This is a genomic window from Pandoraea sp. XJJ-1, from assembly GCF_026802345.1.
In the GTDB taxonomy this organism is placed as follows: Bacteria; Pseudomonadota; Gammaproteobacteria; order Burkholderiales; family Burkholderiaceae; genus Pandoraea; species Pandoraea cepalis.
Genome location: NZ_CP113827.1, coordinates 381501 through 394555 on the forward strand (window position 1 = coordinate 381501; position 13055 = coordinate 394555).

Consider the following 13055-nt stretch of genomic DNA (forward strand, 5'->3'; position numbering starts at 1 on the left):
AGGGAACCGTGTTTAATCCTGTGCGCTGCGGGCGGCTTGCTGAATGCAGTCGATCACGCGCTGTGGATCGTCGATCTCGTGTGCCAACAGCAGAACGACTTTGGCGAGCAGCAGCTCGCGCTTGTCGTCCGGTGCGGCGTCGATGGCCAGCGCGAGGGTGTCGTAAATCTCCTCGAGTCCGGCGATGGCGGTTTGTTGGGCGGTCATGGCAGAGCTTCCTTGTGTGACGTGACGGCTCAGGCGTGGGCCGTCGCCTGTGCGAGCGCGCTGGCAAGACGCGTGGCGTCGAGCTGCTGCCAGCGGGCGCAGACATGATGATCGGGACGCACGAGGTACGCCGTGCCGCTGGCGGCACCGTACTTCGTCGCGGCATGGCCCGTCGGATCGGGCAGCGTGAGGTCCGCGCCCGTCACGTCGTCTTCCGACGGCGCGAACGCGATCACCTTCACCGGCACACCGCGCTCGCGCCACGTCACCAGCGCATGACGCACGACATCGTCGAGCGGGGCATCGCCAAACGTCACCAGATGGAACGCGGCGCCGAGGTGGTCGTACAGATAGTCGTTGTCGCCGAGCTTGACGTTCGGCGCCGGCGCACCGGCGCCGGGTCCCGCCGTCATCCGCGCGTTGTCGTCGTTGGGGCTGTTGAGCGGAGAGTCGCGATAGTCGTGCGCGCGCGAGGTGCGCCAGTGGAACAGCGGCCGCACGAATTCGTGATCGAGCGAGAGATCGAGCACGGCGTCGCGCAACACACGGAAGCCATGTGAGGGTGGCGTCATGAAGCGTGTGCTCTTGCCGGCCTCCGCGATGATCTCGCGCGCCGCGCCCACGCGGTCGTTTGTGTACGACGCGAGCAACGACGCCGGTGCCGCACCCTTGGCAACTGCGGCAAGTTTCCACGACAGATCGATGGCGTCCTGGAAGCCAGTGTTGGCCCCACGCACACCGAAGATCGGCAGCAGGTGAGCGGCGTCGCCCGCGAAGAGAATGCGTCCGTGCACGTAGTCGGGCAGCGTAAGCGCGCGCGCCGAATAGACCGAACACCAGTCGAGTTCCCACGGCGTGCCGCCGAGACCCATCATGTCGAGCTGCGCGTCGATGCGCTCGCGAATCGTCTCGGGTTGCAGCGCGTGCTCGGACGTCTCCGACGCCGGCAATTGATAATCCACGCGCCAGATGCCATCCGGCTCGCGATGCATGAGCACCGTGTTGCCGGGATTCCAGTCGGGGGCGAAGTACGCCAGGCGCTCGGTGGGCAGATCGAGATCGATGCGGATGTCGGCGATGACGAAGCGGCCTTCGTAGCTCGCCCCTTCGAAACGCAGGCCCAGCGCGGTGCGCACCGTCGAGCGCGCGCCGTCGGCGGCGACGAGCCAGCGCGTGCGTTGCGTGTACTCGCCCTCGGGCGTATCGATCTGCAGCGCCACGCCGTGGTCATCCTGCGTCAGCGCAACGAGCTTGTTGCCCCATCGCATCTCGATGAGCGGCTGGCGCTCGACGGCGTCCACCAGATAACTCTCGAGCACGTTCTGTTGCAAGTTGATCAGCGGCGCGAATCGGTCGTCTTCGTCCACCGGCGACTCCATGCGGAAGACGCGCTGGCCGCGATAGTAAGAATTCCCGCTGGTCCATGGCAGGCCCTTGGCGAGCACCGCGTCGGCCACGCCCACGGCTTGCAGAATCTCCTGCGAGCGACGCGTGAAGACGATGGCGCGGCTGCCTTCCGAGACTTGCTGTTCGGCCTGGAGCACGACACAGCGCACCCCATGGCGTGCCAACGCGAGTGCGGTGACCATACCGATGGGGCCGCCGCCCACGACGGTGACAGGGACGTCCGGGGTTGTCTCGCCCTGCGGCGCAAAGTGCGGATGGACGCGGTACGCGTGATAAAGCGACGCGCGCGGGGTGGTCTCTGGTCGATGCATGATGCGACACCCAAAAATTCGGCTCGGCACGTACGCAGCGAGTCTCGTGTCAGCGGGGAGACGACGCAAGCGCAGCGCGCGAATGGCAAAAACGCCAACGAGCATATAGTTGCTAACGCAACCATTCTAGTGTGCTAAGGTTGCGCTCGCAACAAAATATCGACCGTTTTCGACTAGGGAAAAACACTGAGATGCGGCCTGTCCACCCATCGCTCGACCAGTTCTTGACGTACAAGATGCACCGCCTGATGAAGCAGCACGACAAACGTATCGCGCAGTCGTATGCCGACGCGGCGCAATTGAGTCTGGCCGAGTCGCGCGTGTTGGCGGCGGTGGGCACGGCGGGGGCGTTGTCGAACTCGGAGCTGGCGCGTCGCGCGAATCTCGACAAGAGTCAGGCGAGCCGGGGGGCAGACGGGCTGGTATCGCGCGGACTGGTGCGTCGTGCGCCGGACGAACACGACGGCCGAGCGGTCAAGGTCACGCTCACGCCGGAGGGCGAGCGCGTATGGCGCGTGGTGATCGATGCGGCGCGCGCCCACTACGACCGATTGTTCGACACGCTGACTGACGACGAGATGCGCGTGTACGAGCAACTGCTCGACAAACTGCTGCTGCGCTCGGACGAACTCGACGGGCAAGGCTGATCGGTCTCACCCGGGGGCATGCGCCGCGTGCCACTTACGCGGTGCCACGGAAACGGAAAGCGCACCCGCGTGAAACAGCTCCCCAAAGATCGGAGTGCGGACACGCAGATGCCCTTTTGCTCAGTTGCGCCACGCGCACGTCGACGTCATCAACGCCTTCGCTTTGCACACGTGACGCGGGCCTTCACCTTCCTCAAGCGAACGACAGCGTCTTCGTCAGATCGCCCGGCGGCATGGCCCCGCGCGCCGCGAAGGCGGCGTTGCGATGGGCGATGCCTTCGAGCGTCGGCAGATCGTACAGGCGCGTGATAAAGCGCAGGATCGACGTGGTGTCGTAGAACGTGTGATCGACATTGCCGCGTTTGGCGAACGGCGAGACCACTAACGCCGGAACGCGTGAGCCCGGTCCCCAGCGGTCGCCCTGCGGCGGCGCGACGTGATCCCACCAGCCGCCATTCTCGTCGTACGTAATCACGACCATCATGTTTTGCCACTGCGGCGACTTCATCAGATGGGCCAGCACGTTCGCCACGTGTTGGTCGCCGGACTCCACATCCGAATACCCCGCGTGTTGGTTCAGGTTGCCCTGCGGCTTGTAGAACGTGACGGCGGGCAGCTTGCCGGCGATGGCGTCGGCGATGAATTTGTTCGCGATCGGGCTGTCGCCTTCACCACCATCGCGCAGATGCATCTCGCGTGCGGCCGTGCCGGGCGCGTACTGGGCGAAGTAGTTGAACGGTTGATGGTGATACTGGAAGTTCGGTTTGTCCGCACCGCCCTTGTGATCGAGCGCCGACTGCCACGCGCCCGCGTACCACGCCCACGACACGCCCTTCGTCGAGAGCACATCGCCAATGGTGGGGAACGTTTGCGGGGGCAGCGTGGCGGGGTTCGACGGATCGGCCAGACGCTTGTCGCCGGAGGCCGCGGGCTTGATCGGCGACGGCTGATAAGCCGGCATCATCGTATTCACCGCAAAGTTGTCGGGCGTGATGGCACCGTCGCGCACGAACTTCGGCGGACCGTCAGCCGCCGACGCGGGCGACGCCGGCGACACCGCCAGACGTACACCTTGCGGCCCGTCGGCCAGCACGGCGATCTTGTCCTTGGCCGGACTTTGCGCGGCGTTCGGATACACCGGCGGGCGTCCGGAGATCAGGAACTGGTGGTTCAGGAACGAACCGCCGAAAGCCGCCATGAAGAAGTTGTCGCACATTGTGTACTGCTGCGCGATCTTGTACATGTCGAGCGTCTTGGCCGTCTCGCCGTAGTAACCCATCGTCAGACCGCCCGAGTTGGCCCATGCGGCGAACTGGTTGTTCGTGCCGCCGTTGATCTGCATCTGGTTCTGCCAGAACAGGTGCCATAGATCGCGCGTGATGACCGACGTCGGCAGCAACTGGCCTTCGGCGTCCTTGAGCATGAATGGCGCGTTCGGCTGCCGCGCGATGTCCTTCTCGGCGATGTGATACTTCTTTCCGCCGATCGTCTGAGCGCGCGGCACGAGACCCTCGAAGATCGGCGGCAGCAGCGGCATTGGCGTTTTGCCGTCGCGGTCGAGTTGGGTGCAGACCGACGCCGGCACTTTCGCGAGCGGCTTTTCCAACCCGGGGAAATCGGCGAACAGATTGTTGAAGCTGCGGTTCTCGAGATAGATCACGACCACCGTCTTGATGTTGGCCTTGAGCTGGGCGTCGAACGAGCCGCCCGCGGCGACGGCCGTGGGCGCGCTGGCACTGCCTTCGGCGGCGCAGCCGGTCAGTGCCGTCGTGGCGCCCGCCGCGCTGGCCGCACCGATGGCGGCCAGGCCTTGAAGCAGACGGCGACGCGACGGATCGGCCGGGTTGTCGTCGTGCGCTGGGGCGGCGTCGAGCGCGGGATCGTGAGGTTGGGGCTTGGCGTCGTGCGTCATGATGTCCTTGATGGGCGAGTCGGGCAGAGGCGTTCGGCGAGGCAGGCGTGCACACCCGCGTCCGGTCGGCAACGGCTGACGAGCGGGAGCCGCGTCGTCGGCCTGCCGGGGCAGGCTGGGCAGACGACGTTTTTACGCGGGGAGTGTGACAATTCGGTGACGCCGTCGCGATGTCGCGACAGACAAAACGCGGTGGGGTGGCGCACGCGACGCAATCGACTTGCGTGGCTCTGGTGGCTCACGCGGCGGGCGTCTCCGGCGGCACGGCGTAGCCCGTGTCCTCGAACAGCTCGGTGCGGAACTGTTCGACCAGATCGTCGAGCATGGCGCGCAATGCGCTGGGCATCTGTTTGCGCGACATGTAGACGCCGTAGACGGTCATCTCGCGTGGCACGTAATTGGGCAGCAGCGCACGCAAGGTGCCATCGCGCAGATGCGGTAACGCCGAATACACCGGTTGCATCGAGATGCCCGCGCCCGCGAGCGTAGCGGCGAAGACTACATTGACTTCATTGGCCGATAGATTGCCGCCGACGGGCACGCCCAGCGGTGTGCCGTTGTGCGTGAATTGCCAGAGGCTTTTGCCGAAGTACGTGTAGGTCAGGCAGTTGTGCAGGGCGAGGTCTTCGGCGCGCTCCGGCGCGCCATGGCGCCGGAGATATGACGGTGCCGCGCAGACCACCGAATGGCACGTGGCGAGACGACGGGCAATCAGTCCGGGCGACGGCTCGGACGTTACGCGAATCGCCAGGTCGATGCGCTCGTCCACCAGGTCAACGGTGCGGTCCGCCACCACGAGATCGATGGCGACACCGGGATACCGCAGGATGAACCGCGTGACCGCCGCCGCCAGGAATGCCTGAGCGAGCGACGTGCTGCAAGCCACTCGCAACAGGCCGCGCGGCGCACTGTCGGCGTGCGAGGCACACGCCAGATCGTCGGCGATACCCAGCATCTCGCGACAACGCGGCAACGCGTCGCTCCCGGCGTCGGTGAGGCTGACCGCACGGGTCGTCCGATGCAGCAGCCGCGTGCCGAGCCACGCCTCGAGTTCGGCCAGATAGCGCGAGACCATCGCCCGCGACATATCCAACCGCTGCGCGGCCGCCGTCAGCGAACCGCGTTCGGCCACTTCGGTAAAGACCCGCATTGCCGTCAGACGATCCATGATTTGCTCGATCGATGCAACAAAGTGATCGCCATTATGGGCTTTTTTTGCGCGACTGACGCGACTACGATGGCAAACATGAGAGGCGTCGAAGGGCGGCGTCGCAAGACACAGGACAGATCGAGATGACCCAGGCAACTCTGCATTACATCGCCGACCCGCTGTGCGGATGGTGCTACGCGGCGGCGCCGCTCGTGCGCGCTGCGCGCGACGTGGTCGGCCTCGATGTCGTGTTTCACGGTGGCGGCATGATGGCCGGGCCGAACGCGCAACCGGTTACGCCGCAGCTGCGCGATTACGTCATGCCGCATGACCGTCGCATTGCGGCGTTGACCGGCCAGCCGTTCGGCGACGCCTATTTCGACGGTCTGCTGCGCGATGGCACCGCCGTGTTCGACTCCGCGCCGCCCACGGCCGCCGCGCTGGCGGCCGAAGCGTTGGCCGGCCGCGGGCTCGACATGTTCGCGGCGCTGCAGCGCGCGCATTATGTCGATGGCAAACGCATTGCCGATCGCCATGTGCTCATCGATGTCGCGGCGAATCTCGGTCTCGACCGGGGGGCCTTCGCGCAAGCGCTCGATGCACAGGCGGCCGACGCCCTCATGCGGCACTTCCGCGATAGCCGCGCGTGGCTTGCCCGCGTCGGCGGCAGCGGCTTCCCGACGTTCGCGCTGGCGATCGGCGGTCACATCGAGCGCCTCGAAGTGGGACATTATCTGGGGCAGCCCGACGTGTGGCGCGACGCGTTGCGCGAGCGTCTGTTGTCTGCGCAGGCGGCGTCTTCCCCGGACGGCGACGCCAGTACGTTGCCCCAGTGCGGTCCCGACGGCTGCGCTCTCTGAGCGTCTGCCACCTATCCCGAATTCACTCGTCACTTCCAGGAGAATCCCGATGAAAGTCGCCTTGATTGGTATTACCGGCCGCGTGGGTACGCGCGTTGCCGCCGAACTGCTGCAACGCAATCACACCGTGACGGGGATCGCCCGCAATCCCGAACGCGTCGAAGCCGAACAGGGACTCACCGTCGCCAAGGGCGACGCCGCTGACCCGGCGTCGCTCGCGCCGCTGCTCGCCGGACACGATGCCGTGATCAGCGCGGGTCGCTTCGCATCCATGGACGCCGCCAAGCTGATCGACGCCGTCAAGCGGGCCGGGGTGCCGCGTCTGCTCGTGGTGGGCGGTGCGGGAAGTCTGGACGTCGCGCCGGGCAAGGCGCTGATCGATACGCCGGAATTCCCGGAGGCATACAAGCCGGAAGCCAGCGCAGGCCGCGCGTTCCTGCAAGTGCTGCGCGCCGAGCCGAAGGCGTCACCGCTGAACTGGACGTTCCTGTCGCCGTCGGCATTGTTCGAGCCGGGCGAGCGCACGGGCCAGTTCCGTCTCGGTGGCGACGGTCTGCTCGTCGATGCGAACGGCAAGAGCTGGATCTCGATGGAAGACTATGCCATCGCCCTGGTCGACGAACTCGAGCGCAACGCGCATCCGCGCGCGCGCTTTACCGTCGGCTACTGAGCGTGAGACGACGGCGGTGCGTGTCGATCGTTGGCGCGATCAGCATGCCTGCCGGAACGTGAGGTTATAACGCACGGCTTGCGCGTCGAAACTGCCTTCGACGCCCGCAATGCCGTGATAGACGAGTCGCGACGGCCCACCCCAGACGACCACGTCGCCTGGGGCCAGACGAATGCGGCGGGTGCGATCGCCACGGTGCACTCCGCCCCACAGAAACGTCGCGGGAAGTCCAAGCGACACCGACACGATGGGCGCGCCCAGATCGCGCTCATCGTGATCCTGATGCAACGTGAGCCGCGCATCCAGCGAGTAACGATTGACGAGACAGGCGTCTGGCGCGAAGTCGCGATACCCCGCAGCGTCGGCGGCGCGGCGCGCGAGCGCGACAAACGATGCCGGCATTGATGGCCACGGTTGTTGCGAGAGAGGATCGTGCGTGCCGTAGCGGTATCCCTGTCGGTCGCTGATCCATCCCACGTCCCCGCAATTCGTCATGGCGACTGACATGCGCTTGCCGCCCGGCGTCAGCCAGTGACGCAGCGGCGCTTGCGCGATCACCGCGTCGATATCGGCCTGCAAGGCCGTCAGTTGTGACTGCGCGAACCCTCGCAACACGAATGCTCCCGGACCGAGTGCGTCGAATGGCGGCGTGCCGTGGTCTGTGTCGTCGTGCGCAGAGCCGAAAAGATCGAGTGTCATGTGGCGTCGTGCAGGATCACGCCGAGCGTGTGTCGATGGCCGCTGCGCACCCGGCTCACCCCGTGTCGCAGGTTGACGCGATACACCCCGCGCGTGCCGTTCACCGGACGGTGATGCACGGCGAACACGACCGCATCGCCGCGCGTGAGCGGCACCACCTCGGCGCGCGACTGCATGCGCGGGCGTTGCTCGGTGACGACGAACTCGCCGCCCGTGAAATCCTCGCCGGGCTGAGACAGGAGAATGGCCACCTGCAACGGGAAGACGTGTTCTCCGTAGAGGTCTTGATGCAGGCAATTGTAGTCGCCGGCCGCGTAGCGCAGCAGCAACGGCGTCGGTCGGCGCTGACCGGCGCGGTGACATTGCGCGAGGTAGTCCTGGTGTGTGCGCGGATATTGCGTGTCGATGCCCATCGCCGCGTGCCAGCGGTGCGCGATATCGCGCAACGGCGCGTAGAACGCTTCGCGCAACGCGGCGACCTGCGGCGGCAGCGGGTAAGCGAAGTACTGATATTCGCCCTGCCCGAACCCGTGACGCGCCATCACGATACGGCTGCGGAAACGCGGCGACGTGGGCGTAGTGCTCAGTGGCGCGCCGGTCTCGCCGTACATCGCGCAAAGCGTGGCACACTCGCTCGCGTTCAGCAGTTGTGGAATGCGCGCCGCACCGTAGCCATTGAGTTCGTCTTCGAGGGCGGCCCAATCGAGCGACAGCACGCGCGCGCTCACTGCGTCACCTGGGTCGTCGCGTCGGCACTTTCCTCGCCTTCATGGGCGAGCAAGGCGCGTTTGCGCTCGACGCCCCAGCGATAGCCCGACAGCGCGCCGTCTTGGCGCACGATGCGGTGGCACGGAATCACGACGGCCAACGGGTTCGATGCGCATGCCTGTGCTACCGCACGCACCGCACGAGGGGCCCCAATGCGCTCGGCGATCTGCGTGTAGCTGGCGGTCGCACCGGCAGGCACGTCGCGCAGCGCTTGCCACACGCGTTGCTGGAACGCCGTGCCGCGCACATCGAGCGGCAACGACAGACCGACGCGCGGCGACTCCACGAACCCCACCACCTGGGCCACCCATCGCTCGAACTCGGCGTCGGCCCCGACCAGTTCCGCATGCGGAAAGCGGTCTTGCAACGCCTTCACCAGCGTATCGGGGTCGTCGCCCAACGACACGGCACAGAGTCCGCGCGGCGTGGCGGCGACCAGCAATGCGCCGAGCGAGCACTGCGCCACGGCGAAGCGGATCGATTCGGCCTTGCCGCCCGCGCGGTACGCCGCGGGCTTCATGCCGAGCAGGGTGTCGGCACTCGCATAGAAGCGGCCGTTGGAATTGAAGCCGGCGTCGTAGTACGCCGACGTGACGCTCTCGGCGGCGGACAGTATGTCGCGCACACGCTCGGCGCGACGCGCGTTGGCATAAGCGCGTGGGGTCACGCCCGTGACCGCGCGAAAGAGTCGGTGGAAATAGTGCGGGCTCAGGCCGGCCTCGGCCGCGAGTGCGTCCAGTCGCAGTGGCACCTCGGCCGCCTCGATCTGCCGGCAAGCGGCGCTCACCAGCGCGGCGTGACGGGCTTGGCGCGCGCCGGACGCGCCAAGCGCAGGCTGGCAACGCTTGCAGGCGCGAAAGCCCGCGCGCTCGGCTGCGGCGCTATCGGCATGGAACGTCACGTTTTCGCGCCGCGCGAGCCGCGCGCCACACGAGGGGCGGCAATACACGCCGGTCGTACGCACGGCATAGAAGAATTCGCCATCCGCCTGTTTGTCGCGCGCCGCGACCGCGGCCCACTTGGCGTCGTCGGTCGCGTAGCGCGATTTGGCCGAAAGCTGGCTCGCCTGGACAGTCGGCGTCCGGGTCTGCGAACGACTCGGGCTGCCGGTCGGGGCGCCGGGCTGAAGGGGACGTTTGGCGGTCATTGGATAGGTGGGCATCACAGGGGGCTCCGGACGACTGAGGACTTGCCTTCAGTGTAGGGAACGGGGCGCGATGCCGCGCTCCGTTTCTTGCTGTCGAATTCGGTCAGCCGCCCGGCGGCATCGTCGTGCCAAGCTTGGCCGCAAGGCTCATCACCATCACGAGCACGAGCGCCTCGATGGCGACCACGCGCGCGAAGGCCGTCGTATCCAGCGGCGTCTCGCCCGTGTCCAGCGCAAGACGCGGCAAGAAATGCCAACGGTTCCACGCACCCAGCAATGCGGCAATGCCGACGAGCACGAGCTTCGTGACGAGCCAGGCGAAGTACGGCGCGTTCTGGGGGGCGAACCACAGCGAGGGCGTCTCACCGAGAGTGCGCCATGCGTTGAACGCCCCCGTCACCAGCGCGACGACCATGGCCAGCGCGGCGACCGAGGAAAGCCGTTCGCCGTACGCTGCGCGTGCGCCAACTGGCCAATGGCGCCAGCCTGGGATCGCGCATCCGGCCACGAGCAGCGCGCCGGTCCATGAGGCTGCGGCGGCGACATGCAGCGTGTGAATGCCAATGGCGAGCCACGGCACGGCCGCATCGGCCGCGTGCCCCGTCCCGGCGCGGGCGAGCGCCAGCGTCACGGCGCCGGCGGCGTAGACCATGCGCGCATAACGCTCCTGACGATGCTCGCGACGATGATGCCGGTCGCGAGGATCGTCGGCGATCGGCAGCGCCGCGCGCAGGCGGCGTCGCGCGTCGTACCAGGCCCAGACGCCCGCGCACAGCAGTGCGACGCCGAGCGCGGCGATCCATTGCATCCGGCCGAAGTGGGTTTGGGTGAGCACCACCCACACGTCGCCCATCATGGCGGCCGTGCTTTCCCAGTCGCCGCCCGTCATCGCATCGGTGCTTGCGAACACGTAGGCGATCCACGCGAGTACGGCGAGGCCCGCCGCAAAGGCCGGCAGCACGCGCAGGGTGAGACCGCGCCGCACTGCGTGCGGACTGCGCAGCAGCAGCACGCCGAGGGCCAGTGCCAGCGCGAGGTCAAGCAGCCCCGCGGTGGCGGGCTGCCAAGTGCCGGCGGCCAGATCGGCCGACATCACTTCACGGAGAACTTGATGTTGCCTTGCGTGCGATGGCCGTCACTCGCGACGGCGACCCAATTCGCTTGATAGCGACCGGCGGCAAGCGCGGGAAGCGACAACGTGAGCGTTTTGCGCGAGGCGTCGAGTTCGGCCTTGGCCTGCGTGACCGGCTTGCCCTGGGCGTCGACGACGCCAAGCTTCGAGAGCGCGCCTTCGAGCGTCGAGTCGAACGTTACGCGCACGGCCTTCGGCGCCGCGACACTCGCCTGCGTGGCCGGATCGCTCGAGACGACGTGCGCATGGGCCCACGCTCCCTGCGCGAGCCCGGTCAGGCCGACCACGGCCGCCAGTGTGAGTCCGTGCGTCGCGCGACGCAGGAAGCCAGTGGCACGAGGAGCATGGGAAGCGTTCTTGGAAATGCGCATATCGAGTGGGCTAACGAGTTGGGTAATGATTTGAATACGCCGCGAAGACATTAGGGTGGCGGTGTTCGCAGGCGAGCGGTAGGGCAGAACGCGCTCGCCCCGCGTTGGCGACGCGCTCGCGTTGTCCAGCGCGCAGGCGCGCTCAACGCCGCTCGAGCAGTATCGCAGACCTTGCAGACCGACGCAGCCATCTGCGGGTTCCCAGGGGGCGCGTCTCGCGCGCCAATGTGTCGCGCAGATTGCATCGACGCATGCTTGTCATTTTGCAACTGAGTTGCAAAATGACATCGCCCTTAGTATCATCGCGCCATGTTGCAACTTGGTTGCATTAATCCGGCCGCGTACCGCGCGGCGTCGGGGACGGGCGGGCGTGACGCGCGCCATGGGACGTCCGCACGCCGTGCCGGCCTCACAAGATCACAGGACTTTGCTGCCATGACGATTCCTTCCGAGGCATTCGGCGACGCCGACCGTCGCCTGCCCGTCACCGTGCTGTCCGGCTTTCTCGGCGCCGGCAAGACCACGCTACTCAACCATGTGCTGCGCAATCGCGACGGGCTGCGTGTGGCGGTGCTCGTCAACGACATGAGCGAGGTGAACATCGATGCGTCGTTCGTGGAGCGCGGTGCGGCCAAGGCGGGCGCGGCGCTCTCGCGCACGCAGGAGCGTCTCGTCGAGATGAGCAACGGCTGCATCTGTTGTACGTTGCGCGAGGATTTGCTGATCGCGGTGCGCGATCTGGCGCAGGAGGGGCGCTTCGATTACCTGCTCATCGAGTCGACGGGTATTGCCGAGCCGATGCCGGTGGCCGCGACGTTTGAATTTCGCGATGAGGCGGGCAAATCGCTCGCCGACATCGCTCGTCTCGACACGATGGTAACGGTCGTCGACGCCCTCCATGTGCTGGAAGACTTCCACAGTGTCGACACGCTCTCGCAGCGCGGCGAGGTGGCCGGTGAGGAGGATGAGCGACGTCTGGCCGAACTGCTGACCGAGCAGATCGAGTTTGCGGATGTGGTGGTCGTGAGCAAGGGGGATCGCGTGGACGCGGCGCGGCTCGACGCCGTCAAGGCGCTGATCGCCGGTCTCAATCCGTCGGCCCGCATCGTGCTGGGCGAGCACGGACAGGTACCGCTCGCCGACGTACTGGGCACGGGACTTTTCGATCCCGAGCGGGCAGAGCGAATGGCCGGCTGGGCGCAGGCGCTCGAAGGCGAGCCTGTGTCAGAGGCCGACACCTACGGGGTGACGAGCTTTGTGCTGCGTCGTCGTGCGCCGTTGCATCCGGCGCGCTTTGCATCGTTCATGTCGCAGCCATTCGACGGTCTGATCCGTGCGAAGGGCTATGTCTGGGCCGCAAGTCACCCGGCGTGGGCGCTCGCGTACTCGCGCGCGGGCAATACGGCGACGCTGGAGCCGATGGGGCAGTGGTGGGCGGCCGTGGATCAGGCCGTATGGCCGCCCGAGGGCGATCCGCAGCGCGCCGCCATCGAGACGAATTGGGAGGCGCCCTGGGGTGACCGCATCAACGAAGTGGTGTTCATCGGACGCGGCATGGATCGTGATGTTATTGAAAAGGCGTTCGATGCGTGCTGTCTGAGCGTGGTGGAACGCTCGCTCGGCGATGGCGCCTGGCGCGACGACGCGCACGCGCTGCCGCTGTCCATCGAGGACGGGGACGCGTGAACCGGTGAGCCGGGCACCGACGCGCGGTTGGGCGCTCCTGGTGTTCACGAATGGAATGCTTGCCGAGATCACCGAGTTGCTGGATTGG

13 protein-coding genes are annotated in these 13055 nt (G+C 66.7%); 4 read left to right on the forward strand and 9 right to left on the reverse strand.

Going from position 1 to position 13055, the window contains the following annotated elements; genetic code table 11:
* Positions 1-12: 12 nt before the first annotated feature.
* Both OYT13_RS01635 and OYT13_RS01640 read right to left on the reverse strand, forming a co-directional pair.
* Positions 13-207, reverse strand: a complete 195-nt coding sequence (locus OYT13_RS01635; protein WP_017235708.1) for a hypothetical protein — start codon at positions 205-207, stop codon at positions 13-15.
* A gap of 29 nt (positions 208-236) precedes the next feature.
* Complete coding sequence (locus tag OYT13_RS01640; protein WP_261939354.1) at positions 237-1925, reverse strand: FAD-dependent monooxygenase; 1689 nt, start codon at positions 1923-1925, stop codon at positions 237-239.
* A gap of 191 nt (positions 1926-2116) precedes the next feature.
* On the opposite strand from OYT13_RS01640, the gene OYT13_RS01645 reads away from it, so the two are divergent.
* Positions 2117-2572, forward strand: a complete 456-nt coding sequence (locus OYT13_RS01645) for a MarR family winged helix-turn-helix transcriptional regulator (RefSeq protein ID WP_017235705.1) — start codon at positions 2117-2119, stop codon at positions 2570-2572.
* A 193-nt stretch (positions 2573-2765) separates the two neighbouring features.
* Here OYT13_RS01645 and OYT13_RS01650 read toward each other — a convergent pair whose 3' ends face one another.
* A complete protein-coding gene (locus OYT13_RS01650) occupies positions 2766-4484 on the reverse strand; it encodes an acid phosphatase (RefSeq protein ID WP_261939353.1) in 1719 nt (572 codons plus the stop codon).
* A gap of 238 nt (positions 4485-4722) precedes the next feature.
* Entirely contained in the window at positions 4723-5652 is a 930-nt protein-coding gene (locus OYT13_RS01655) for a LysR family transcriptional regulator (RefSeq protein ID WP_017235703.1), read from the reverse strand.
* Between the two features lie 125 nt (positions 5653-5777).
* Here OYT13_RS01655 and OYT13_RS01660 point away from each other — a divergent pair, with 125 nt between their 5' ends.
* Positions 5778-6494 carry a DsbA family protein gene (locus OYT13_RS01660; RefSeq protein WP_150562171.1) on the forward strand — a complete coding sequence of 239 codons (717 nt, stop codon included), beginning with the start codon at positions 5778-5780 and terminating at the stop codon, positions 6492-6494.
* A gap of 49 nt (positions 6495-6543) precedes the next feature.
* Positions 6544-7164 (forward strand): NAD(P)-dependent oxidoreductase, encoded by a 621-nt coding sequence (locus OYT13_RS01665; RefSeq protein ID WP_026132314.1) that lies wholly within the window; start codon positions 6544-6546, stop codon positions 7162-7164.
* Positions 7165-7203: 39 nt separating this feature from the next.
* Here OYT13_RS01665 and alkB read toward each other — a convergent pair whose 3' ends face one another.
* The 5 genes from alkB to OYT13_RS01690 form a co-directional block, all read right to left on the reverse strand.
* A complete protein-coding gene (gene alkB, locus OYT13_RS01670; protein WP_261939352.1) occupies positions 7204-7863 on the reverse strand; it encodes a DNA oxidative demethylase AlkB in 660 nt (219 codons plus the stop codon).
* Positions 7860-8591 carry a 2OG-Fe(II) oxygenase gene (locus OYT13_RS01675; RefSeq protein ID WP_261939351.1) on the reverse strand — a complete coding sequence of 244 codons (732 nt, stop codon included), beginning with the start codon at positions 8589-8591 and terminating at the stop codon, positions 7860-7862. Before OYT13_RS01675 ends, alkB begins: the two co-directional genes overlap by 4 nt.
* The gene (gene ada / locus OYT13_RS01680) at positions 8588-9793 is read right to left on the reverse strand and encodes a bifunctional DNA-binding transcriptional regulator/O6-methylguanine-DNA methyltransferase Ada (protein ID WP_268567168.1); all 1206 of its coding nucleotides are present in this window, start codon (positions 9791-9793) and stop codon (positions 8588-8590) included. Before ada ends, OYT13_RS01675 begins: the two co-directional genes overlap by 4 nt.
* A gap of 88 nt (positions 9794-9881) precedes the next feature.
* Complete coding sequence (locus OYT13_RS01685) at positions 9882-10871, reverse strand: copper resistance D family protein (protein WP_268567169.1); 990 nt, start codon at positions 10869-10871, stop codon at positions 9882-9884.
* Positions 10871-11281 (reverse strand): copper resistance protein CopC, encoded by a 411-nt coding sequence (locus OYT13_RS01690; RefSeq protein ID WP_268567170.1) that lies wholly within the window; start codon positions 11279-11281, stop codon positions 10871-10873. Before OYT13_RS01690 ends, OYT13_RS01685 begins: the two co-directional genes overlap by 1 nt.
* A 435-nt stretch (positions 11282-11716) precedes the next feature.
* Between OYT13_RS01690 and OYT13_RS01695 the strand changes: the two genes are divergently transcribed.
* Positions 11717-12967, forward strand: coding sequence for a GTP-binding protein (locus OYT13_RS01695; RefSeq protein WP_017233264.1), 1251 nt, complete (start codon positions 11717-11719; stop codon positions 12965-12967).
* Positions 12968-13055 lie beyond the last annotated feature (88 nt).

Bases quoted from the DNA above. Each gene is read 5' to 3' on its own strand.
- OYT13_RS01635 (WP_017235708.1), bottom strand. From the start codon at position 207: ATGACCGCCCAACAAACCGCCATCGCCGGACTCGAGGAGATTTACGAC.
- OYT13_RS01640 (WP_261939354.1), bottom strand. From the start codon at position 1,925: ATGCATCGACCAGAGACCACCCCGCGCGCGTCGCTTTATCACGCGTAC.
- OYT13_RS01645 (WP_017235705.1), top strand. From the start codon at position 2,117: ATGCGGCCTGTCCACCCATCGCTCGACCAGTTCTTGACGTACAAGATG.
- OYT13_RS01650 (WP_261939353.1), bottom strand. From the start codon at position 4,484: ATGACGCACGACGCCAAGCCCCAACCTCACGATCCCGCGCTCGACGCC.
- OYT13_RS01655 (WP_017235703.1), bottom strand. From the start codon at position 5,652: ATGGATCGTCTGACGGCAATGCGGGTCTTTACCGAAGTGGCCGAACGC.
- OYT13_RS01660 (WP_150562171.1), top strand. From the start codon at position 5,778: ATGACCCAGGCAACTCTGCATTACATCGCCGACCCGCTGTGCGGATGG.
- OYT13_RS01665 (WP_026132314.1), top strand. From the start codon at position 6,544: ATGAAAGTCGCCTTGATTGGTATTACCGGCCGCGTGGGTACGCGCGTT.
- alkB (WP_261939352.1), bottom strand. From the start codon at position 7,863: ATGACACTCGATCTTTTCGGCTCTGCGCACGACGACACAGACCACGGC.
- ada (WP_268567168.1), bottom strand. From the start codon at position 9,793: ATGCCCACCTATCCAATGACCGCCAAACGTCCCCTTCAGCCCGGCGCC.
- OYT13_RS01685 (WP_268567169.1), bottom strand. From the start codon at position 10,871: ATGTCGGCCGATCTGGCCGCCGGCACTTGGCAGCCCGCCACCGCGGGG.
- OYT13_RS01690 (WP_268567170.1), bottom strand. From the start codon at position 11,281: ATGCGCATTTCCAAGAACGCTTCCCATGCTCCTCGTGCCACTGGCTTC.
- OYT13_RS01695 (WP_017233264.1), top strand. From the start codon at position 11,717: ATGACGATTCCTTCCGAGGCATTCGGCGACGCCGACCGTCGCCTGCCC.